Origin of the sequence: Parafrankia soli (assembly GCF_001854695.1) — a bacterium.
GTDB lineage: Bacteria > Actinomycetota > Actinomycetes > Frankiales > Frankiaceae > Parafrankia > Parafrankia soli.
In genome coordinates, this window is the sequence record NZ_MAXA01000224.1 from 143,155 (window position 1) to 166,617 (window position 23,463).

Here is a 23,463-nt window from a genome sequence, read left to right on the forward strand (position 1 = left end):
GCCGGGACGATCCCGGCGACGAGCCGCGGTGCTGCTGACGGCCGGCACGCTCGCGGCGGCGTCGGTCGCCCTGACCGCCTGCGGCTCCGGCGGCGGCGGTGCAGGCCCGCAGCCCAGCGCCACGCCGTCCGCCGGCACCGGGACGGCCGCCCCGTCCAGCGCCCCGGCGACCGCGGCCGCCGACCCGTTCGCGACGGCAGCGCCCGTCGCCGCGGAGCGGCCGGTCGAGTGCCCCGCCGGCGGGACCACCGTCAACAACGGCGGTGACCTGCGCAGCGCCCTGTCCGCGGCGAAGCCGGGGGCGATCATCCGGATGACGGACGGCGTCTACACCGGGGGCTACAAGCTGGCCGCCTCGGGCACCGAGGCCGCGCCGATCTGGCTGTGCGGCTCGCCCAAGGCCGTCCTCGACGGCGAGGACGACACGGACTACGTACTGCACCTGGACGGCGCGTCCTGGGTACGGGTGGTCGGCTTCACCGTGCGCAACGGCCAGAAGGGCGTGATGGCGGACCGCGTCCAGCACTCGATCATCGCCCAGCTGCAGGTGAACACGATCGGCGACGAGGCGATCCACCTGCGCACGGCGAGCTCGGACAACCTGGTCGTCGGCAACGTCATCCGCGACACCGGAAACCGGCGGGAGAAGTTCGGCGAGGGCGTCTACGTCGGGAGCGCGCACAGCAACTGGTGCAAGTATACCGACTGCGGGCCCGACCGCAGCGACCGCAACTCGGTCATCGGCAACGACATCGCCGGCACGACCTCGGAGAACATCGACATCAAGGAGGGCACGAGCGGCGGGGTGATCCGCGGGAACACCCTGTCGTCGGACTCCCTCGCCGAGGCCGACTCGTGGATTGACATCAAGGGCAACGGCTGGCTGATCGAGGACAACACCGGCATCGGCGGCGGCACTCTGGAGGACGGTTTCCAGACCCACGTCGAGCAGGAGAACTGGGGCCGGCAGAACACCTTCCGCCGTAACCGGCTCCCGGTGAACGCCAAGGGCTACGGCGTCTACATCCACGAGGGTGCCGACACCCAGAACATCGTCAGCTGCGACAACCAGGTCAGCGGGGCGTCATCGGGGCCGTCCAACATCGACTGCTCATCCGCCTGACGCGGGGCGCGCGCCAGATCCAGCAGGTCCGGCTCAGGGCACCATTGCCCTGAGCCGGACCTGTTCCTGCAGCCAGTAGAGCTCCTGCGCCCACAGGCGGAGCCGGGCGACCGCCGTGAGCTGCGCCAACAGCGCCCGGGCGACGACCGGCCTGGCCAGATTCTGCGGCGACTCCGGCGGCCACTGCCAGTCGGCGGCGTCCTGGGCCGCGCGCCGGTAGGCCGCTCCACGCAACGCGACCTCCGCCAGGGCGAAATCCACCTGCTCGGTGACCATCGCGAGGCGGGCGCGCATGTCCTCGGTACTGACGGTCGGACCTCCCCCGCCGGCGGAGAGATCGGCGCGTCGCACAGACATGGTGAAGGAAGGGTACGAGGAGTTGGGCTGGGAGCACAGCACCGGATAGCCCACACTCTGGCGACCTGACGCACCGGGTGGGTGATTACCCGGCTCGGGTGAGTCCGGATCCGCACCGCCCCCCGCACGTGAGGCGACCGCTGGTTCGGGTAGGCGGACCTGCGGGGACACCGATCCGGATCCCCGACGGCCCGACCACTGGGGGCACTGGTGGACCTGACATCACCCGCAATTCTGATCATGCTCGGCTTCCCGCTTCTCGCGATGGCCGGGATGTTGATGATGAGCCGGGTCGAACGCAGCCTCACCGTCACCGGCCGCGCCGCGCGGACGATCGCCGAGGTGGGCCCGCCGCTCGCGCTGGCGGCGGGGATCACGCCGGGCGGCGGCGACGGCCCGAACAGCGGCTTGAACGAAGGCTTCGACGGCGGTTCAGTGGCCGCGGCGGCGGCCGGCCTCCTCGACGCGAAGCCGGCCGGCGAGCCCGGTCTCGCGGACGAGCTCGGCGAACGCCGGCGCGGCCGCGCGAATACGTAGCTCGGCGTGGACGCGACGGAGCAGGAGATCCGCCCGGAGCAGGGCGGCGAGACCCGCGATGTCGATCGCCCGAAGTTCGGCCACATCCACCGTCACCACTCCGCCGCCCCGGCCCAGCAGCTCGCCGACCTGCTCGCGGAAACGTAGCCTGCCGACCGTGTCGAACTCGCCCCCGAGCTCGATCACGACGTCGTCCCCGGTCCGCCGCACGGTCATCCGCGTGGCTGTCGCGTCGACCCGCATGCGTGCGCCCCCCGGGATCTCCATCCGTCGCAGCACGGGCCACCGCCCCGTGAGTCGATTGCAGAGAGTAACATAGATCAAGGAATCGTTAAACCTTGATGACTAATTGACGACGCCCAGCCCAGCCCGCGACCGGACTGGACCGGGCGGTCGCGGCTCAGACCGACCGGAACAGGTTGATCAGCGCGTTGGTGGAGCTGTCGTGCCGCGGGGACGCCGACGGGTCGGTCAGCTCGGGGATGATCCGTCCGGCCAGCACCTTGCCCAGCTCCACGCCCCACTGGTCGTAGCTGTTCACCCCCCACACGACGCCCTGCGTGAACACCTTGTGCTCGTAGAGGGCGACCAGCTGGCCCAGGGCGAAGGGCGTCAGCTTCGGCGCCAGCAGGGTGTTCGTCGGACGGTTTCCGGCGAACGTCCGGTGCGGGACGAGGCCGGCGTCCACCCCCTCGGCCGCGACCTCCTCCGCCGTCCTGCCGAAGGCGAGGGCCTCCGTCTGGGCGAAGAAGTTGGCCATCAGCAGGACATGCTGGTCGACGTCGCCGACACCGGGGTGGTTGGGCGCGAGGAAGCCGATGAAGTCGGCCGGGACGACCGTCGTCCCCTGGTGCAGCAGCTGGAAGTAGGCGTGCTGACCGTTGGTTCCCGGGGTGCCCCACACCACCGGGCCGGTCGGCACCGGTACGGGCCGGCCGGCCAGATCAACTGACTTGCCGTTACTCTCCATGTCCAGCTGCTGCAGGTACGCCGGGAAGCGGTCCAGGTACTGGCTGTAGGGGAGCACGGCGTGGCTCTGGGCGCCGAAGAAGTCCCGGTACCACAGCCCGAGCACGCCGAGCAGAACCGGCAGGTTCCGTTCGAACGGGGTGTTCCGGAAATGAACATCCATCGCGTGGAATCCGGCCAGCATCTCCCGGAAGTGGTGCGGGCCGATCGCGACCATCAGAGCGAGACCGATGGCGGAGTCCATCGAGTACCGGCCGCCCACCCAGTCCCAGAACTCGAACATGTTGGCCGTGTCGATGCCGAACTCGGCCACCTTCTCCGCATTCGTTGACACGGCAACGAAATGGTGCGCGACGGCGTCCTGGCCGAGCGCGGCGGTGAGCCAGGCCCGCGCGGCGCGGGCGTTCGCGAGCGTCTCCAGCGTGGTGAACGTCTTCGACGCGACGATGAAGAGCGTCCTGGCCGGATCGAGGTCGTGGGTGGCTTCCCAGATGTCCGTCGGGTCGACGTTCGAGACGAACCGGACGGCGATCGAGCGGTCGGAGTAGTCCCGCAGCGCCTGGTAGGCCATCGCGGGCCCCAGGTCGGAGCCGCCGATGCCGATGTTGACGACGGTCGTGATGTGCTCGCCGGTCGCCCCCGTCCACACCCCGGAGCGGACCCGGTCGCAGAACGCCGACATCCGGTCGAGCACGGCGTGCACCTCCGGCACCACGTCGACGCCGTCCACGTGGATGCTGGTTCCGAGCGGCGTGCGCAGCGCCACGTGCAGCACCGGCCGGTTCTCGGTGACGTTGATGCGCTCGCCGCCGAACATCGCCTCGATGCGCGCGCCGAGGCCGGCGCGACGCGCCAGCGCGAGCAGCAGTTCGACCGTCCGGGCCGTGACGATGTTCTTGGAGTAGTCGAGCCGAAGGCCGTCCGCCTCGACGGTGAACGAATCGGCGCGGCCCGGATCATCGGCGAAGAGCTTCCGCAGGGTCACCCCGGAGATCTCCGCGTGGTGCGCGGCCAGCGCGGCCCACTCCGGGGTCCGGTCGACGACCGTTCCAGCGGCGAGGGCGGTGGACTCGGTGTTCGCCATGACGTTGGAGGCCCTTCCTCGGAGGAGTGCTGTCGTGTGCCGCGCCGTCCGCGCGCCCACACGGCCGAACACCTGTCGACGACGACCAGCATGGTGCAGTCGCGCATCTGACGCGCCCGTCGGGTCCCTGCGAGGGGCGGAATGTGGGGGAACAGGCCGTAGGATCGCCGAGAACGCGACGAAGAACACCAAAAGACCGCGGTGCACCCACGCGACCGCGTCTCGCCCGATGAACCGCCCGATGAACCGAGGTGGAACCAGCGCCATCCAGCGCGGCGACTAGTACGAACAACACGCGGGACAGCCCACGCACGACCCGCACGATGTGGCCCTCGGGATGTCACCACCGCGTGGTGATCGTGGTGACGGCCCGGCAGCCGGTGACGGACGGAACCGACCTTGCTTATCGACAGATCTCTCGTGGAGGCGGCGCTCCCCGGATACGCGGTCGAGGGGGACCTCGGCAAGGGGGGCTACGGCCTCGTTCTCGCCGGGCAGCACCGGCTGATCGGCCGCAAGGTCGCGATCAAGATCCTCCTTGACACGACCGACGACCCCGACCTGCGCGCCCGTTTCCTCTCCGAGGCCCGCGTCCTGGCCGAGCTCGACCATCCGCACATCGTGCGGATCCACGACTACGTGGAGCACGAGGGAACCTGCCTGCTGGTGATGGAGCTGCTCTCCGGCGGCACCCTCAAGCAGCGGATGACCGCCGGGAAGCTCTCCCCGGAGACGATCTGCGCCGTCGGCGTCGCCGCGTCGGCAGCGCTCGCCACCGCGCACCGCCAGGGCGTGCTGCACCGCGACGTCAAACCCGACAACATCATGTTCGACGGCGCCGGGCTGCTCAAGGTCACCGACTTCGGCATCGCGAAGATCTTCGACGGCGCGGAGACCACGGCCAGCGCCATCCTGGGCACACCGCGCTACATGGCGCCCGAGCAGATCATGGGCGCCCGGCTGTTCCCCGCCACCGACCTGTACGCGCTGGCCGGCGTCCTCTACGAGATGTTCGCCGAGCGGCCGCTGTTCGGACGTCCGATGGCGGTGCAGCCGCTGACCCACCACCACCTGACCGTGATGCCCGACCCGCTCACGACGGTGCCGCCGGCGATCTCGGCGGTCATCATGCGGACCCTGGCCAAGGACCCGGGCGCCCGCTTCTCCGACGCCTCCGAGTTCGCCCTCGAGCTGGCCCGCGCCGGCGCCGGCGCGTACGGGCCGAACTGGGTGGCGCGCTCGGACGTCAAGCTGCGGGTGGACGACGAGATCCGCGGCGTGATCGGCGGCTCGACCACCTCCGGGAACTCCGGCGGGTTCCCGGCCGCCACGCGCCCGGGCGGCTATCCGGGTCCTGGTGGTCCTGGTGGTCCTGGTGGTCCTGGTGGTCCTGGCAGGCCTGGCGGGCCCGGTTACGCGCCCGGGCAGCCGGGCGGCCCCGGTTACCGCGGCCCGGTGCCGGGCTCCGGCCCGCAGCAGCCCGTCGGCGGCGGCTTCGGGCCCGGCGGGCCCCGGCCCAACCAGCAGATGCGCCCGACCGGCGGGCATCCGTCCACCTCGGGCTTCCCCGGCGCCACGCCGGTCATGCCCGGGCAGGGTGTGCCGGGCGGTCAGGGCCGGCCCGGGCCGACTCCCGGAACGCCCCCTGGCGGCTGGCGCGGCTACGGCCAGCCCGGCGGGGCCACCCCGCAGCCGATGCCGCTCACACCACCCGCCGCGGCGCCCCGGCCCCCCGGCCCCATGGGCCCGCCCAGCTCCACGCCGCCGCCGCGGCCCGTCCCCGGCTACGGCGGCCAGCCAGGGCAGCCCAGGCAGCCCGGCCCGGGCCAGCCGGGGCCGGGCGGTCCGCGGCCCACCGGCGCCCAGAACTTCGGTGGCCAGGGCTGGCAGGGCTCCGGGCCCCGCCCGCCCGCGCACCAGGCCCCGCCACGGCCGCCCATGGGCGGCCACCGCCCCCAGCCGGGACCCCCGAACCGCAACAACCGGACGCTGATCCTCGCCGCCGTCGCCGCCGCCGTGGTCGTGGTGCTGACCATCGGCCTCATCGTGGGCCTGTCGGGCGGCGGCAGCAGCGACGACAGCGGTTCGAGCCGCGACCAGGTGTCGGTGCTCCCGGTCCCCGGTGTCGCCTACACCGGAACGCCGGTGACGGTGCAGGGCCTCAGCCCGTACAGCGTCGCGATCGACCCGCAGGGCACGCTGTTCATCACGAGCCTGTCGTCCGACCGGATTCAGAAGGTCGCCAGGACCGGGGAGGTCTCCGACCTCGCCGGCACCGGCGCGGACGGATACAGCGGCGACGGCGGCCCGGCCACGGCCGCCAAGCTCAACGGCCCCGGCTCCGCGGTGCCGGACAAGAACGGCAACATCTACATCCCGGACGCGCAGAACTACCGCATCCGGAAGATCACCCCGGACGGGATCATCAACACGATCGCCGGCACCGGCACCGCGGGCTTCTCCGGCGACGGTGGCCCGGCCACGGCCGCCCAGATCAACAGCGCGGAGAAGGTCGCCATCGGCCCGGACGGCTCGATCTACATCGCCGACTACGACAACCACCGCATCCGGAAGATCACCCCGGACGGGATCATCAACACGATCGCCGGCACCGGCCTCCAGGGCTACTCCGGCGACGGCGGCCCCGCCACCGCGGCCAAGCTGGACGGCCCGAACGACGTCGAGCTGGATGACGGCGGAACGCTCTACATCGCCAACCTCGGCAGCAACACCATCCAGAAGATCACCAAGGACGGGATCATCACCACGGTCGCGGGCAACGGGCAGAAGGGCTTCTCCGGCGACGGCGGCCCCGCCACCGCGGCCCAGCTCTCCGTCCCGTCGGTGTCCCTCGGCAACGGCGGGGAGATCTACATCGCCGACTACGGGAACAACCGGGTCCGCAAGGTGGACCCGAACGGGACGATCACCACGATCGCCGGCACCGGGGCCGAGGGTTCCGGCGGCGACGGGGGCCAGGCCGCGGCCGCCCAGTTCAACGAGCCCAGCTCGGTCGCCGAGGACGCCGACGGCGCGCTCTACATCGCCGACTCGGGCAACAACCGGCTGCGCCGCATCGCTCCGGACGGGACGATCACGACGGTCGCGCAGTAGGGCGGCGCGGAGATGACCCGACAGCGAGCAGTGCACGCGGCCCGGCGGGGGGCCGTCACGTGACATTCGTCGACACCAACCGCGTCGCCGCGGCCCTGACCGGATACGAGCTCGGTGGCGAGCTCGGCCGGGGCGGCTTCGGTGCTGTCCTGGCCGGGCGGCACCGGCTGATCGACCGCGACGTCGCCGTCAAGGTCCTGCTGGAGCCGGGCGGCGACGGCCACAGCGGCAGTGATGGCGACCTGCGCGGGCGGTTCCTCGCCGAGGCCCGTGTCCTCGCCGGGGTGGACCATCCGCACGTCGTGCGGATCTACGACTACGTCGAGCGCGACGGCCTGTGCCTGCTCGTGATGGAGCAGCTCACCGGCGGCAGCCTGAAGAACCGCGGCCCGGCCATGCGCGACCCGCGGGCCGTCTGCGCGATCGGGCTGGCCGCGGCGAGCGCGCTGGCCGCCGCGCACGACCGGGGCGTGCTGCACCGCGACATCAAGCCGGACAATCTCCTCTTCACCGGGGACGGCATCCCCAAGGTCACCGACTTCGGCATCGCCAAGATCCTCGAGACCACGGCGGCGACCACGACCGGCCTCGTCGGCACCCCGCGTTACATGGCGCCGGAGCAGATCACCGGGAGCCGCCTCGGGCCGGGCACCGACCTCTACTCGCTCGGCGTCGTCCTCTACGAGCTGCTCGCCGGACGGACCCCGTTCCCGTCGGGGCTGACCGTCCCCGCGCTGCTGCACCACCACCTGTCGGTGGCCCCGCTGCCGCTGGTCGAGGCGCCGCCGCCGCTGGCGGCGGTGATTCTCGCGGCGCTCGCCAAGGAGCCGGGGTGGCGCCCGCCGACGGCCCGCGACTTCGCGCTCGCGCTCGCCACGGCGGCGACCACGGTCTTCGGACCAGGCTGGCTGACGGCCAGCGAGGTGCCGGTGCGGCTGCCGGACGAGATCCTCGCCGCCGCCGGCCACACCCAGGGGACCACCCCCACCCCAGGAGAACTCGCCGCGCACCTCGGACGGCCTCAGGCCGGCCGGGGCGGCTCCGGTCCGTACGCGACGCTGGCACCCACCGCGGTCGATCAGGCCGGCGCCGGCGGCCGGCGGGCGGGTGGCGGACGGCGGCACGCGAACGGCGGCCGGCGCGGCCCGCGGCGCCCGACGGCGCTGATCGCCTCGGTCGCCACCCTCGCCGTCCTCGCCGCGGCGATCGGCATCGGGTTCTGGGTCTCCGGGTCCGGCGACGATCCCGACCGCCCTGCCTGGAACGGCGCCGCCGCGGAGGTCAGGGGCCTCTACACCACCGAGGGCATCGACGTCGGCCCGGACGGCTCCCTCTACGTCGTCGACGGCGGCGGCTCGTCCGGCCAGGGCCAGGTGCTCCGGCTCGGCACGGACGGCGTGGTCACCCGGATCGCCGGGGTCGGCCCGCCCGCTCCCGTGCCCAGCGCCACGGCCACCGGCAGCGCGACAGCCACCGGCAGCGCCAGCCCGTCCCCGTCCCCCACCCCCGTGCTCGGCGACGGCGGCCCGGCCGTGGCCTCGAACCTGATCGGGCCGGCCGGGGTCGCGGTCGGCCCCGGCGGCGAGGTGTACATCGCCGACAGCGACGATGGCCGCGTCCGCCGCGTCAACGACGACACGACCATCACCACGGTCGCCGGCGCGGGGCCGGGCACCGGCTTCGGCGGCGGAGCGGGCCGCGCCGTCGGCGCGAAGCTGTCCGGTCCCTCGGCGGTGGTCGCCGCCGAGGACGGCACCCTCTACCTCACCGCCGGCTACCGCGTCCGCAAGGTGACCACCGACGGCCTGATCTCGGTGGTGGCCGGCAACGCCGACGAGTCGGGTACGGCCGGCGACGGCGGGCCGGCGGTGAACGCCACCCTCACCTCGCCGTCCGGGCTCGCACTCGCCGACGACGGCACCCTCTACGTCGCGGACAGCAGCGCCCACACCGTCCGCAGGATCACGAAGGACGGAAAGATCACGCTCGTCGCCGGCAAGCCGGGGCAGTCCGGGTACGAGGGCGACGACGGGCCCGCGGTCGACGCGCTGCTCGCCTCCCCGCAGGACCTGGCCCTCGGCCCGGCAGGCGAGCTCTACATCGCCGACACGTACAACAACGTGATCCGGATGGTCACTCCGGACGGTAAGATCACGACGTTCGCCGGCAGCGACGAGTCCACCGCGGACGACGCGGACGGCGCCCTGGCCACCGAGACCCGCATCTCCTCCCCCACGGGGCTGGCGGTCGACACGTCCGGCGCCGTGTACGTGAGCGAGGGCAGCTACGGTGTCGTCCGGCGGATCGCCCTCGACCGCACCGTGACGACCGTTCTGCGGCAGGCGGAGGAGTAAACAGTCCGGGCGAGGTGCTACGGGCCGGGCGGGATGGACGAGACGGGCAGGATGTTCGATCGGCGCGGGGCGCTGCGGCTCGCCGGGGCGGGCCTGGTGGCGCTCGGTACGGGTGGGCTCGGCGCGGGCCTCGCCGGCTGCGGCGACGACAACGGCGAGCCGACCGAGCGGGACTGGAACCGGCTCGCCGACCGGCTCTCCGGCCGGCTGGTCCGGCCCGGCGGCGCCGAGTACCCCACCGCCAGCCAGCTCTTCGACCCGGCCTTCGACCGGATCCGGCCGCGGGCGATCGCCTACTGTGCCTCCCCGGCCGATGCGGCCGCCGGTGTGGCCTTCGCCAGGTCCACCGGCATCCCGTTCACCGCCCGCGCGGGCGGGCACAGCTACGGCGGCTACTCGACGACGAGCGGCCTGCTCCTCGACGTCTCCACCCTGAACGCGGTGCACCCGGGAATCCGGTCGGGGATGGGCGGCGCGACCGGCGGCACCGGAACCCCCGGCTCCGGGATCGCGACGATCGGCGCCGGCGCCCAGCTCGTGGAGGTCTACGCCCAGCTAGCGGCAGCGGGCGCCGCGCTACCGGCCGGCTCCTGCCCGACGGTCGGGATCGCCGGGCTGACGCTCGGCGGCGGGATCGGGGTCGTCGGCCGGCGCCACGGCCTGACCTGCGACCGGATGCTCGCCGCCGAGGTGGTCCTCGCCTCCGGCGAGATCATCCAGGTGGACGGCCAACGCGACGCCGACCTGTTCTGGGCGCTGCGTGGCGGCGGCGGCGGCAACTTCGGCGTGGTCACGTCCTTCACCTTCGCCACCCACCGGGCGACCCCGCTGACCCTGTTCACCTACCGCTGGCCGTGGGCGGCGGCCGCCGTCGTCGTCGCGGCCTGGCAGGAGTGGAACCTGCGCCCCGGCGCACCGGACGAACTGTGGTCGACCTGTGTCATCACCACCGCGCCGACGCCCGACGGGACCGGGACGCCCACGATCCGGATCAGCGGCGTGATCAGCGAACCGCCCGGGGTCCCGTCGTCGGCCCGGGCGCTGCTGGCGGAGCTGGTCGACGCCGTGGGCAGCGCGCCGACGTCCACCTTCGCCGCCCAGCGGGAACCGCTGGAGGCGATGCTGATCGAGGCCGGCTGCTCGGGGCGGACTGTCGCGCAGTGCCATCTCGCCGGGCGGAGCCCGGGCGGGGCCCTGGAACGGGTCGCCCAGCTCGCCGCCTCGAACTTCCTCACCGAGCCGCTGTCCGCGGCCGGGTCGGAGGCGCTGCTGGGCGCGATCGAGAGCCGTCAGCGGGAGGCCGGTCTGCGCTCCGGCGGGGTCATCCTCGACTCCTGGGGCGGCGCGATCGGCCGGGTCGGGGCGGGGGAGACGGCGTTCGTGCACCGCGACGTGCTGGCCAGCGCGCAGTACATCGCCGGCTACGACGTGCGGGACAGCGCCGGCCTGCGCCACCGCAACGCCGAGTGGCTGCGGGCCACGGTGGCGGCCATGGCGCCCCATGTGTCGGCATCGGCCTACCAGAACTACATCGATCCGGAGCTCAGGAACTGGGCGGAGGCGTACTACGGGACGAACCTGCCGCGCCTGCGGTCGGTCAAGAGCGCCTACGACCCGGACAACGTCTTCCGCTTCGCCCAGAGCATCCCTCCTGCCTGATCAACCCGAGCGATCATTACTCCAGGTAACCGGACGGGACGGCTGGCTGTCGCTCCGAGCAGGGAGTCGACGTCAACCTGCCCGGAGCGACATGGATCAGTACACCCGTTGATCCTCCGGCCCGACTACTGGCTACGGATGGTCTAACCACTGTCCACTCTGTGCCTTCCGACACATGGCGGTGTTCGCGCGACGACAGGCGTTCCCGGCATCCGGCCGCCGCCCACGCCAGCCGGGTCCGGCGGCGGCCGGACGAAGGCCACACCCCCGTCGAGGACGCCACATCGAGGCACCGGAGGACCACCGGTAGGCCCGGCGCGGACCCCGCCGTGGCACGGCGGTTCCTCTTGCGACCGCTACTCGAAGTCAGTACACCTGTGCTGTCGGTAACCGCCGACGGTTACCAACAGCACCGGTCGCCGACGCCGCCGGCTGCCCACAGCTCCTCGGGAGGACCCACATGAAGCAACTGATCTGGCCGTGGGGTGTGACCATCTTCGTCTTGTTCTACATGGTCAACTCGCCGGGAGACGCAGCCGATGTGATCCACAGCGCGGTCGGCGCGCTGGGCTCCGTGGCCGACGGCCTCAGCAACTTCGTCTCCGACGTGGCCGTCTGACCCGCCCCGTTCCCGTCAGAAGTCGCGGGCCAGCGGACGGGTGACCGCGACGACCGTCGTCCAGTCCGACAGCTCCGAGAGCACGACCCCCCACCGTGCTCCCTTCGCCGCGATGACCTGCCCGTTCCCGACGTACATGCCGACATGGCCCGGGGCCAGGGCCGTTCCGTCCGGACCAGGGGTGAACAGCAGGTCGCCGGGCTGTGGGTCGACTCCCGACACGCGCGGGCCGAAGGCGAGCTGGTCGGTGGTCACCCGGGGGATGGAGATGCCGATCATCCGGTAGGCGGCCTGGACGAGCGACGAGCAGTCCCAGGCTCCCGGTCCGGTCGCCCCCCAGACGTAGGGCTTGCCGATCTGGGAGCGCATGAAGTCGATCACCGGACCCAGCGCCTCGACGGAGACCGTCTCCCCGGTGTCGAGGGCGTCGCCGTACACCTGCGCCTGCGCCAGGATGGTGCGCACGTAGTTGCGCGTCTCCGGATAAGGCGGCACACCGGCGTACGCGAGCACGGCACCGGGCCCGGCGTTGTAGGCCGCGAGCATCTTCTCCTGCCCCGACCCCGGGACGGACGCGACCGACGCAGCCACCGCGCAGTCGTAGCGCGCCGCGGCCGGGATGGCGTCCACCGGGTTCCACACGTCGCCGGTGCCGTGCGAGGCCCAGGTGCCCGGCATGAACTGGGCGATGCCCATCGCGCCGACCGGCGACTGCGCCCGGGGGTTGAACCCGGACTCCTGGCGCAGCTGCGCCGCCAGCAGTGAGGGCGTGACCTCGGGGCACCCCGCCGCGTTGGCCGCGTCAATGATCATTTGGACGTACTCCGCCGGGATGCCCTCGGAGTTGACGATCGTGCGGCCGCCGATGTTCTTGTCGTCCAGGAAAGGCGCGGCGATCAGCAGGATCAGGACGGAGATCAGCAGGAACGCTCCGGCGACGGTCACGAAGCCGCCGACGCCCAGCCAGACCAGCCAGCTTCTCCGCCGGCCCGATCTCAGCGCCATCCCAGCCGCCCCCGTCCGTCTCGCCGCTACCGGCCCGGCGCGTCGCCGGCGGCGTTCGCGAGGTCGGCGCCGGCAAGGCGCCAGGTGCCGTCGGTGCCGACGAGCATCGTCACCGCGGGCGTGGAGACGGTGACCTCGGGCGGCCCGTCACCGGTCACGGTCTCCCGGCGCACGTTGAGCAGGAGCGACACCTGCCCGGATGCGGTCGTGTCCGCGCCGCCGACGGGGGTCGCGGCGAGCACCGTGACGGTCGACCGCGTGCCGGCGGCACGCAGCTTGTCCCAGGCGGGTCCGGCCTGCGGGTCGGCGGCCGGACCGCCGGTGCCGGGCTCGCCGGAGGCCGGGGCGCCGGCACCGGATCCGCTCAGCTCCGCGGCGAAATCCGGTGTCAGACAGTCACGGGCGCGTTCGACCCCGGCCGACGGGCCGGAGTCGGTCCGCGCGTCGAACGACTGCCACTTCGTGAAACAGTCCCGCGCCACGGAGACCGGGTCTGTGGGATCGACCGTGCCCTGAGGGTCGGCCGTCGCGGTGGCGAGCGGGGGGCCGGGGGCCTGGCTGGCGCCCGGCGGAGGCCCGGTGGTCGCCGAGGGTGGCGGTTGGGTGGCGTCGCCGATCGCCCCGCACCCGGCCGTGACCACCAGCAGCGACGAGATCAAAATCACGGAGGCCGCGGGTGCCCTAGACCGAGAGCAACCAAAGTGCCGATGCGGTGATTCTCTCTCGTTCCCGCGTGGTCTCACTCGTGGCCGTCCAACCAGTCACGAACCCGGCCGCGGCGGATCCGCCACTGATGCCCGACCTTGCGTGCCGGGATCGCGCGCTCCGACAGGAGCTTGAGCACGGTGCTCTCGGACAGCCGCAGCCAGGAGACCAACTCGTCGACGGTCAGCACGTCGTCGTCGTCCGCATGACGCGGCGGGCGGGGCGTCGTCGCAGGTGGAGCGCCCGACGCGGCGGGCGGGGCCATCGGCTCCGCGGTCCTGGAGACAGGCCGCGCGGGCATCCGCGCCGGGCGCGACGAGGCCACCGAGAAGCCGTCCTGCACCACCCAGGGCCCCTTTCTCAGCCGGCGATCGTCCGCCGGTACGCACCGGCGAGGGAGGCTAACACCGCAATGCCCGCCCTGGCGAGTCCCAACTGGCGCTTGTCATACTTGAATGGCTCGTGTTACATCGATCCGACCGCAGCCGAGAGCAAGTAACAGTAAGTAACCGTAACTGGCACCAACTAGCCCAGACCTGCAATCAGCCCAGACCTGCCAGGAGGGCGACGGCGCGTGAGCGATGTGCCACAGGCACCGTACGGCGAGGAAGGGGACGCGCGGCCCGTTTCGTTGATAGGTGCGCGAATCCCCTCACCTACGCCATCCGCGGCCAAGCTCCCGGCTCGCGATGGCGAGAGCGACGACCGCTCGGCGGCCCGAGCTGCCCGCCGTCGGAACCGTCGGCGCGGCGATCCCGACGATGTCTCCGCCACCGACGATGGTGACGGATCGTGGCAGGACCAAGCGTTCCATCTAGAGGATGCGGTGTCCGGCGACCCGCCCCCCGCAGGCCGGTCCGGCATATCGGGATCAGGCCGGACGGGCATGACCCGCGGCACCGCCCCGGAGCCGCGCGAGCCCGGGCAGCGTCGGGGGCGGCGCCTGCCGCGCACGCCGCCGGCAGCCGGGCCCGTCCCGCCGAGGTCGTCTGTTCCGCCCGGCACGCCCGTTCCGCCCGGCGACGCTGCCCGCGGCGGCCGCGCCGTGCCGCCCCGTTCGCCGCGCCCCGAATCGCCCAGGGCCGCTGACCAGGCACGGCGGTTCGACGCGGGCGCCGCGGCGGCGGTCGGCTCGCCCGACGGCTCCCTCGACGGCTCCGCCCCGCCGCGCCGGCCGATGCTGCGCCGGGCCGCCACACCCCGCGCCGTCCCGCCGCCGGCGCCGATGGGCCGCAAGGACCCGAGCTTCCCGCCCGCGACCTCGGCCGCGGCGGCCGCTGCCGCCGCCGGTACGGGCACCACGGCCGCTCCGGGCACCCCCGGCGGCGCCGGAGCCGCCGGGAGCCCGGGCTCGTCAGCCGGCTCGGGTGGGTACGCGGGCTCGAGCACGCCCGGTAGTGCGGCCCGGCCTGGTTCCGGCGGGTCAGGTGCCGGCGGGCCCGGTTCCGGTGCTTCGGGTTCCGGCAGCTCGAGTGCCGGTGGTTCGGGCGCGATGCGGTCCGGTGGCGCGCGGTCCGGTGGAACCGGCCGGGCCGCCGGCTCGGGTAGGTCCGCAGCCTCGCGTTCTCAGCGCCCTGAGGCGCCGGTCCGGCGGTCCGGCGGATCGGGCGGCACCAGCGCGCCCCCGCCCAGCCGCCGGCCGACGTCGGCCGGCCCGCGCCGTCCCGGGCGCCCGTCCGCCCTCGCGCCCAGGACCCCCGCCGCCAGCCCCCCGCCGGCGGGGCCGGAGACGGGATCGACCGCATGGCCCGCCCCGGCCACGGGATCGCCACAGGCGGACCACCCGGCGGCGGGTTCACCACCGGCTGGTCCCGCGTCCGGCGGCTCGTTCGGCGAGCCCACGCCGGGCATGGGGCCAGGGCCGTTCGACGCGCAAGGGCCGTACGACCGGTCCGAGCCGCTCGCGCCCGGCGAGGCAGCTGGCTCGCCGGCCCCGGCGTGGCCCTCGCAGGGCTACGAGCAGGCCGACGTCCCGCTGGTGGATCCGTCGCTCGGTGGTCTCCCCGTGGAGCTTGACGGTCTCCCCGTGGAGTTCGGTGGTCTCCCGATGGAAAGCCGCTCGCCGAGCGGCGACCAGCCGGGCAGCGGGTCCTACTACGACCCCTGGGCCCCCCATCCGGCGCCGGGCCCGGCGCCGGATGCCGGGAACGACGAGTCAACCGGTGCTCCCGTGTGGGGCGCCGTCGACGCCTGGCAGGAGGCCGGCGAACCGGTCAGCCTCGGGGAGCCCGCCCAGCCGGGCGAGGCGGCCCCGCCCGGCGATCCCGCCAGCGGCAGCGGCCCGGCCGAGCGCACCCGGCGGGGCGCGGCGGCCGGCGAGACCGAGACCGACGATTCGGCCGCGGCCGGAAGCCCGTCAACAGGCGGAGCGCCGCCCGCCGACGAGGCCGCGTCCACGGACGCGGCCTGGGCTGGTCACGGCGTCGCGGCACCCGAGCGGACGTCCGACGTGCTCCCGCGGCCCTCGACCGAGCTGGTTCCCGCCGGTCACCTCCCGAGGCCGGGCACCGGCGCCGACCGCGCGCCGGCACTGACCGACCAGGGCCCAGGCCAGGGCCTGTGGCCCTGGCAGGAGCCCTGGGCCGACCTCGACGACCTCGAGCCATGGGAGGAGATCCCGCTACGGATCACTCTCTCGGACCGGGCCGCGGTGGCCCTGCCGGGCTCGTGGCGGATCGCCGTGACCTCCCTGTTCCCCTACTCCGGCACCACCACGTTGGCCGGGGTCGTCGGACTTACCCTGGCCGGTGTGCGTGCCGAGCCGGTGCTCGCGATCGATCTCTACCCCGGGGCCGCCACGCCCGGTTTCGTGCCGCCCACCTCGTCGGAGAGCGCCGAGATCGACGAGTCGCGAGGCGACAACCTGGTCGCGCGGGTCGGCAGCCGAGGCACCACCACGGTTGCGGACATCGCCCGCCGGCGCCGCTCCGCCGCCAAGGCGACGCCCGACGAGCTGCGCTCGCTCGTCGGCGCGCGGCGGTCCGGCAGCGTCTTCGACCTTGACGTGCTGCCGGTCGACCGCCCGGTCGGCGACGAGGAGACCACGAACGCGCTGGTGCCGGTCGACGAGCCGATCACCCCGGCCATGCTGCGCTCCGCCCTGGGTGCGCTCGGTCACGCGTACCCGCTGATCCTGATGGACGCCCCCGCGACCGCACCGCTGACCCCGGAAGCGATCCGCGCCGCCGATGTGATCCTCCTCGTGACCCTCGCGACCGCGTCCGACCTCGAGGCCACCCTCACTGACCTGCGCGATCCCCAGGGCTCACTCGCGGAGGTCGGCGTGAGCGCGCGGGAGCGCACCCCGTCAGGCCAGGGCCCCGGCCACCCGCCGCACGAGCGGACGGGTCCCGCGGTGATCGCGGCCGTCGTGTCGCCCCGCCGCGGCCGCCCGTCACCACGCACACGCACCGCCACGGCGCGGCTGGCCCGCCACGTCGACGGCATCGTGCGGGTCCCGTACGACCCGCGGCTCGACCCGAGCAGGGGGACCCCGGTCCGCATCCCGCGGCTGCGGTGGGCGACCAGGAGGTCCTACCTCCGRCTGGCGGCCGAGACCGTCGACGCGCTCGCCGGCATCGCCGACGCTGATGTCGGGACACCGGCCGGCGGAGAACATCCCTCCTTTCAACCGCAGTTCGAACGACCGATACGCACCGCTCCGGTGTTGCCACGCAACGCCGATACTGATCACGCAGAGGTGTCGGGCGTATCATTTGGCGACCTGCGGCACGGAAGAACACCCACGCGGGTGTCCGGGCCGGATCGTCCGGGCGGCCAACCGCCCGCAGGAAGGGAACCACGATGATCGTCGATGCAGCCGCGGCCTCGGCAGCGGCCATTCTGGCCGTGGAGGTCAACCCGGACGACTCGAAGGCGCCCGGCATCAACGCCTTGAAAGACCTGGTCAACGGACTTGCGGCCTACGCCGTGATCGCCGCCGTGGCCGCCGTGCTCCTCGGCGGAATCGCGTGGGCGCTCGGCGAGCGCATGGGCCTCGACCGCGCCTCGATGGTGGGTAAGAGCGGCGTACTGGCCGGCTTCGGCCTGGCGTTCCTGGTGGGCGCCGCCGCTGCCTTCGTCAACTTTTTCCTGGCGACGGGCGCCTCGGCATCCAACAGCACCGACGATACGAACGGCATGCGCCCACCCGCCGTGGTCCAGACTGTTGCCCCCCAGCCCGCCGAAGACGTCGTCGATGACCCCGACGTGGTCCATGAGCTGCCGTCCACAGGCTTCTAAGCGGTTCCGGGGGTATCTGGGCCCCGACATTGCGATGATGACCCTGCCGGCACGGGAGGGGAGTAGGCGTTGGTGAGCCTGGCAGAGTGGGCGATCAGGCGCCTGATCATCGTCATCGTCGCGACAGCCACGGTGAGCGCGATCGGGGCCGGAGCGCTCGGCTTCTTCATGGGACGGAATTCATCGGACGACGGTCCCAAGGCCTCGGCCGACCCGGAGCCCGTCTCCGACGTGCCCACCGCGGCGCCCCCGACCGGGACGCCTGCCGTGGTGGTGCCGCCGAGCAGCGAGGCGACCGCGGCGCCCGCGGCCGGCGACAGCCCGATCGGAGCACCCACCCGGGTCAACCAGTTCGGCGTGCCCGTCGGCTACCCACACACAGAAGCCGGCGCAATAAGCGCCTGCGGAAACTACTTCACCGCATACAACACGCCCACTAACCGGACAACCGATAGAATTCACGAATTCTTTCGCTCAATTTCGATTCCCACGTCAGCAGATATGCTTGCAAATGGAATACTGGAAGTCGACCGCGCTAACGCCGCGGCGCTAGGTGTTCCTTCTATTCAGGATCCCAGCGTCAACTTCGATGCTCGACCCATCGGATATCAGGTTGAATCCAGCTCGGARTCTGAGGTAAAAATTCTCGTCTGGGCCACAATTTCATTTGGGGTGTACGACTCGACGGATCCCAATAAACAAGCACAAAGCCGCTGGGGATCCGACCGATGCCAGCTTAGCTGGGATCAAGATGACTGGAAGCTACTTAACGCAGATGACGGCCCAGACGGACCGCTTCTTCGCAGCCGCTCCGCAGGGGAGTACAGGAATTTCATAATGGCTGGAGGTCCTAAAGAATGACTGGCACACCGACCTCCGGACCAGACGATACTATCGTCCTTGCCTGGACCCCTCTATCGCCTCTCCAGGATCTAGCTGGTGGTGCGGCTGACGAGTTTTTGAGTTCGGTTGGTAAAGCCTTCTGTAACATGGCGGCCGACCTGTCGTCGTCTGTCTTCAGCTTTGCGGCGCAGAAGACAGCGGTCGACCTGAACGCGCAGTATGTCGTCGACAACTACAACATCGTCTTCGKCATGTCGGTGCTGATCGTCACCGGGCTCTTCCTCTGTTCCTGCACCGTGGCGGCCCTGCGGGGCGATCCGCACGTGTTCGTCCGGGCCCTCGCCACGACCGGCACGGCGATCATCGGGTCGTTCATCGCCCTGACGCTGCTGCAGATGGTCCTCGCCGCCTCGGACGGCATGGCGGATGCGTTCGGCGACAACAAGGCGCTGGGCGCCGACCTGGTCGGGCAGCTGCGACAACTACCCGAACAGGGAAATTTCGCCCTCGACCTAGTGCTGTCGCTGCTCGTGGCGATCTTCTCGTTCGCGCTGTTCGTGGTGCTCTACATCCGCAAGGTCGCGATCATCGTCGTGGCTGTGTTCATCCCGCTGTACCTGGCGGGCCAGCCGACGATGACGACGAGTGCCTGGATGAAGCGGGCCACCGAGATGCTGGTGGCGCTGATTTTTGCGAAGCCGGTGATCTACGCAATATTTGCCCTCGGGGCGGGCATCGCCCAGGATCCCAGTGGATCAGCCGTTGACCAGACGCTGAGCATTCTCAGTGGTGTCGTTGTGATGATCGCGGCGGTGTTCTCGCCGTTCATGCTGATGCACCTGCTCGGGTTCGCCGACGTCCAGCTCATGCGCGCGGTCGGATCGGCCGGGCGCCGCAGCGCCGCATCGTTCGGGCACGGAGCGGGTGCTCTGCTCGGTTCCTCGTCCCGGGAGACGTTCCGTGGGATCGGCTCGCGTCTGCAGACCCGGAACCGGGGAATGCTCGGCGACGCCGGTGCCATCGCGGGCGCCGGTGTGCCGACGGCCCGCCCGAGTGTTCGCCCGGGTCGCGGTGGCGTCGGCTCCCCGCTCGGAGTTCCGGCCCGGGCCGCCGCGGGGGCGGCTGGCGGAACCGCCGGAACCGCGGCGGTCCGCGGCGTTCGTGCCAGGGTCACCCGCTCGGGCGCGGCCCCGGCTGTGGCCGGCGGCCGCGAGGCGGCGTCCAGCGGCACGCGGGCGACCGCTTCGGTCCGTGCTACGTCCACCGCGCGGCCCCAGACAGCGCGGGCGATCACGTCAGGTGGCGGCGGCGCGGCCCGTCCGGGCACGTCAGGCGGCGGGCGCAGTACCGCGTCTGCGCCGAGCGGATCGGCAGGCGCCTCGGCCGGCAGGCCCCCGGTGACGCCGTCACCACAGCCGCGGGTCACCCCGCCGGCGCGTACCGGGGGTGGGTGAGCAGCTCATGGCCGCTGAACGCAGCTACCGCTTCGGGCCGCTGGAACGCGGCGGTGTGCTCCTCGGCATGCGCTGGCCTCAGCTCGCGCTCCTGATCGGCGTGATGCTCTGTGTTCTGGGAGCGCTGCGTTCGCCGTTGGTATTCGTGCCCGTGTGGCTGCTGCTTGCCGCGGGGTTCGCCTTCGTCGCGTTCGTCCGGGTGGAGGATCGTAACCTCGACCAGTGGGTGCCGATCGTGTTCGGCTTCACGATGCAGAAGGTGACGGGCGAGACGGTGTTCCGTGGAGGGTTCTTCCGGCTCGGTCCCGGCGACGACCGGATCACCAGGACGGTCCTGCCAGGGCCGCTGTCGAGCCTGGTCATGTTGTCGGTTCCGGTCGGTGGCAGCCGGTACGTGGCTGTCGTCAAGGACGTGAAGAAGCAGACCTACACCGCTGTCCTCCAGGTGAAGGGCAGCCAGTTCGCGCTGCTCGAGTCCGGGGACCAGCAGGCCCGGGTGGATGCCTGGGGCGAACTGCTGGCCGGTCTCACCGGTGGTGGCGGCAAGCTGTCCCGCATCCAGTGGCTGGAGCGGACGCTGCCGGACTCGGGCGACCAGCTCCAGCGGCACTGGCGGGTGCGCGGTCATCACGACGACTCGTGGGCGTCGCAGGCGTACGAGCAGGTCATCGACGCGGCCGGGCCGGTGGCGCAGCGGCACGAGACCTACCTTTCCTTCCAGCTCCGGGCGAAGGACGCCCGCCGGGCGATCCAACGCGCCGGCGGCGGCGACCAGGCCGCGTGCGCCGTCCTGCTCGGTGAGCTGCGGACGATGGAGGCGGCACTCGCCAGGGCGTCGATCAGCACCGTCGGCTGGCTGCCACCGCGGGCGCTGGCCGCGGTCATCCGCACCACCTACGACCCGTACTCGATCGAGATGATCGATGCGCGGGGTGGGGCGAGCACCGACCTCGCGGGTGGGCTGAAGGGCCTGCCGTCCGGCATCGACCCGGCGATCGCCGGCCCGGTCCGGACGGTCAACGCCTGGGACCACTACCGCACCGACTCCGGCTTCCACACCACGTACTGGATCAACGGCTGGCCCCGGGTTCCCTCACCGGCAGCCTTCCTCGCGCCGCTGCTGATGGAGACCACGTGCCGGCGCACGGTGTCGCTCGTCGTGGAGCCGCTGCCCGGCAGGAAGGCGGAGAAGGCGGTCAACCGGCGCCGGATGGCGCACCTCGGTGAGCAGCAGATGCGGGACAAGGTCGGCAAGGTCACGACCCAGCGGGATGTGGCCGAGGCCGACGAGGTCGAACGCCGTGAGCAGGAGCTGATCGCGGGCTTCGGCGCCTTCCGGTTCCACGGGTTCGTCACCGTCTCCGCCGACGACCTCGAGTCGCTCGCGGACGCCTGCGGTGAGGCCGAGACCCTGGCCTCGCGCAGCCGCCTCGAAATGGTCCGTCTCGTCGGCGAGCAGGACCAGGGCTTCAGCGTCGGCGCGCTGCCGCTGGCTGTGGGGGTTGTGTGACCGCCCGCCCGCCCGCGGTGGGGGGCGACGCCGCCTGGGGCGACCCGATCCGGTACGACGTCCCTGGTAGCGGCACCGGCGCGAGCGCCGACTACGACGCGGACTACGAGTACGAGTACGACGACGCCGGCCAGATTGACCCGGGCCATGATCCCGGCCGCGACGCCGACGGGTTCGTTGACCTCGGCGGCAGCCCGCGCACCCGCCGCCGGGGCGCGAAGGCCGCGGCGGCGCACGACCGCCGGTCGCGGCGAGCCGAGCGGGCCGCGGCCAACGCCGAACGGGCCGCGATGCGCCGCGCGCAGGCCGCCCTGCGCCGCGGCGCGCAGCCCCCGAAGCTGCTCGGCCCGTTCGCCGGACGGGCGTATCACAAGCTGCGCCTGCCAGCCCATATGGAGACCACGGCCCAGATCGCCGGGATCTATCCGTTCGTCGTCGACTCCGGGCTCGACGCGCCCGGCATGTACATCGGCCGGCATGTCTGGTCGGGCAACTCGTTCGACTTCGATGTCTTCGAGCTCTACCGGCAGCAGGTGATCGAGAACCCGAACTTCGCGGTGTTCGGGGCCGTCGGCTCCCGCAAGTCCGCGCTGCTGAAGACGCTGATCTCGCGGGGTTCGGCCTTCGGGTACCAGGCCGCTGTCCCCTGTGACCCGAAGGGTGAGTACACCCGGCTCGCGCGCCGGCTCGGCTGCGAGCCGACATACATCGGGCCCGGCATGTCCACCCGGCTCAACCCGCTGGACGCCCCTCCGCGCCCGCGCGGCATCGCGGACGCCGACTGGGCGCGCGAGGTGAAGCGGGCGCGTTCGTCCCTGCTCTCGTCACTGATCGAGACCGCGAAGGGGGTACCGCTCACCCCGGCCGAGCACACCGCCGTCGATCTCGCGCTGGACGTCGTCACCCGGCAGATCACCGGCGCGACACCGGACCGCTGGGCCACCCCTCTGCTCCCACACGTCCTCGAGGCGATGACCGACCCGAGCGAGGAGGACTGCTCGGCGCTGCCGATGACGGCCACCGAGCTGCGCGACGCGTCCAGAGACGCGACGCTGACCCTGCGCCGGCTCACGCACGGTGCTCTCGGTGGTCTCTTCGACGGCCCGACGACGTCCCCGTTGGACTTCGACCGGCCGATCGCGGTGCTGAACCTGGAGCGGGTCCAGGGCAGCGACGAGATGATCGCTCTGATCATGACCTGTGCGCAGGCATGGATGGAAGCCGCGCTGATGCGCCAGGACGGCGTGCAGCGCTACGTGGTCTACGACGAGTGCTGGCGGCTGATGCGCTTCGCCGGGCTGGTCCGCCGGCTGTCGGCCCAGCAGAAGCTGGCGCGTCAGTGGGGCTGCGCCAACGCGATCGTGGCGCACCGCATCTCCGACCTGCTCTCCGCCTCCCCCGACTCGGTGGAGATCGCCAAGGGCCTGCTCGCCGAGACCGCGATCCGCATCCTGTACAAGCAGGCGTCCGACCAGATCGCGGACACCCAGGAGGCCCTCGGGCTCACGGACGTGGCCGCCGACCTGCTCCCCCGCCTGGACCCGGGCTACGCGCTGTGGCTGATCCAGAACCGCGCCTTCTACGTCGAGCACGTTGTCGGCGACCTGGAGATCCCGGTCGTCCTCAACGGCTCGAAGATGCACGGCGAGGTCGATGACACCAACCTCGTGCCGGACGACCTGGACCCCAGCGAGCTCGACCCGCCCGAGCTCACCCCCCGCTCGTGGACCGACCCCCCGGGGCCACCGGCCTTCGTGCGGCGGGCCGCCGCCCCGGCGCTGGAGACCGGACATCCACTGGGAGACCCGCCGCCGGGCACGCCCGACACCGCCGGCTGAACCCGGCTGAACCCGGCTCGACGCGCCAGCCGAAGGGCCCGGGCAGACCC

Annotated in this window: 17 protein-coding genes; 11 read left to right on the plus strand and 6 right to left on the minus strand. The window is 72.4% G+C overall.

The genetic code is table 11. The features are described 5' to 3' along the window. The first annotated feature begins 28 nt into the window (after positions 1-28). A complete protein-coding gene (locus BBK14_RS21130) occupies positions 29-1,123 on the plus strand; it encodes a right-handed parallel beta-helix repeat-containing protein (RefSeq protein WP_241831718.1) in 1,095 nt (364 codons plus the stop codon). 33 nt (positions 1,124-1,156) lie between these two features. On the opposite strand, the gene BBK14_RS21135 is transcribed toward BBK14_RS21130, so the two are convergent. The 3 genes from BBK14_RS21135 to pgi all read right to left on the minus strand — a co-directional run bounded on the left by BBK14_RS21135 (position 1,157) and on the right by pgi (position 4,070). Then, entirely contained in the window at positions 1,157-1,480 is a 324-nt protein-coding gene (locus tag BBK14_RS21135; RefSeq protein WP_241831719.1) for a hypothetical protein, read from the minus strand. Positions 1,481-1,912: 432 nt separating this feature from the next. Next, positions 1,913-2,260, minus strand: a complete 348-nt coding sequence (locus BBK14_RS21145; protein WP_071064975.1) for an STAS domain-containing protein — start codon at positions 2,258-2,260, stop codon at positions 1,913-1,915. A 157-nt stretch (positions 2,261-2,417) separates the two neighbouring features. Then, entirely contained in the window at positions 2,418-4,070 is a 1,653-nt protein-coding gene (gene pgi, locus BBK14_RS21150; protein WP_071064976.1) for a glucose-6-phosphate isomerase, read from the minus strand. Positions 4,071-4,469: 399 nt separating this feature from the next. On the opposite strand from pgi, the gene BBK14_RS21155 reads away from it, so the two are divergent. The 4 genes from BBK14_RS21155 (at position 4,470) to BBK14_RS39030 (ending at position 11,816) form a co-directional block, all read left to right on the plus strand. Further along, positions 4,470-7,184 carry a protein kinase domain-containing protein gene (locus BBK14_RS21155; protein WP_071064977.1) on the plus strand — a complete coding sequence of 905 codons (2,715 nt, stop codon included), beginning with the start codon at positions 4,470-4,472 and terminating at the stop codon, positions 7,182-7,184. 59 nt (positions 7,185-7,243) lie between these two features. Then, positions 7,244-9,538: a serine/threonine-protein kinase gene (locus BBK14_RS21160; protein WP_071064978.1), complete on the plus strand. Its 2,295-nt coding sequence runs from the start codon at positions 7,244-7,246 to the stop codon at positions 9,536-9,538. A 33-nt stretch (positions 9,539-9,571) separates the two neighbouring features. Next, positions 9,572-11,197 carry an FAD-binding oxidoreductase gene (locus BBK14_RS21165; protein ID WP_071064979.1) on the plus strand — a complete coding sequence of 542 codons (1,626 nt, stop codon included), beginning with the start codon at positions 9,572-9,574 and terminating at the stop codon, positions 11,195-11,197. 460 nt (positions 11,198-11,657) lie between these two features. Then, positions 11,658-11,816, plus strand: coding sequence for a hypothetical protein (locus BBK14_RS39030; protein ID WP_165938629.1), 159 nt, complete (start codon positions 11,658-11,660; stop codon positions 11,814-11,816). Between the two features lie 15 nt (positions 11,817-11,831). Here the strand turns inward: BBK14_RS39030 and BBK14_RS21170 are convergent, their stop codons facing one another. From BBK14_RS21170 to BBK14_RS21180, 3 genes are all read right to left on the minus strand, one after another. Further along, positions 11,832-12,821: a C40 family peptidase gene (locus tag BBK14_RS21170; RefSeq protein ID WP_071064980.1), complete on the minus strand. Its 990-nt coding sequence runs from the start codon at positions 12,819-12,821 to the stop codon at positions 11,832-11,834. Positions 12,822-12,847: 26 nt separating this feature from the next. Further along, positions 12,848-13,486: a hypothetical protein gene (locus BBK14_RS21175; RefSeq protein ID WP_241831720.1), complete on the minus strand. Its 639-nt coding sequence runs from the start codon at positions 13,484-13,486 to the stop codon at positions 12,848-12,850. Positions 13,487-13,560: 74 nt separating this feature from the next. Continuing rightward, positions 13,561-13,872: a helix-turn-helix domain-containing protein gene (locus BBK14_RS21180; RefSeq protein ID WP_235013835.1), complete on the minus strand. Its 312-nt coding sequence runs from the start codon at positions 13,870-13,872 to the stop codon at positions 13,561-13,563. Positions 13,873-14,412: 540 nt separating this feature from the next. Here BBK14_RS21180 and BBK14_RS21190 point away from each other — a divergent pair. From BBK14_RS21190 to BBK14_RS21215, 6 genes are all read left to right on the plus strand, one after another. Then, on the plus strand, positions 14,413-17,334 hold the full coding sequence (locus BBK14_RS21190; protein WP_157904313.1) for a hypothetical protein: 2,922 nt from the start codon (positions 14,413-14,415) through the stop codon (positions 17,332-17,334). Continuing rightward, complete coding sequence (locus tag BBK14_RS21195; protein ID WP_071064984.1) at positions 17,331-17,768, plus strand: DUF6112 family protein; 438 nt, start codon at positions 17,331-17,333, stop codon at positions 17,766-17,768. Before BBK14_RS21190 ends, BBK14_RS21195 begins: the two co-directional genes overlap by 4 nt. Positions 17,769-17,840: 72 nt before the next feature. Beyond that, a complete protein-coding gene (locus BBK14_RS35670; RefSeq protein WP_083391133.1) occupies positions 17,841-18,629 on the plus strand; it encodes a hypothetical protein in 789 nt (262 codons plus the stop codon). Continuing rightward, entirely contained in the window at positions 18,626-20,065 is a 1,440-nt protein-coding gene (locus tag BBK14_RS21205; RefSeq protein ID WP_071064986.1) for a TrbL/VirB6 family protein, read from the plus strand. The genes BBK14_RS35670 and BBK14_RS21205 overlap by 4 nt, the downstream gene beginning before the upstream one ends. A gap of 7 nt (positions 20,066-20,072) precedes the next feature. Then, positions 20,073-21,575: an SCO6880 family protein gene (locus BBK14_RS21210; protein WP_071065059.1), complete on the plus strand. Its 1,503-nt coding sequence runs from the start codon at positions 20,073-20,075 to the stop codon at positions 21,573-21,575. Beyond that, complete coding sequence (locus BBK14_RS21215) at positions 21,572-23,413, plus strand: conjugal transfer protein TraC (protein WP_241831721.1); 1,842 nt, start codon at positions 21,572-21,574, stop codon at positions 23,411-23,413. The genes BBK14_RS21210 and BBK14_RS21215 overlap by 4 nt, the downstream gene beginning before the upstream one ends. Positions 23,414-23,463: the final 50 nt, after the last annotated feature.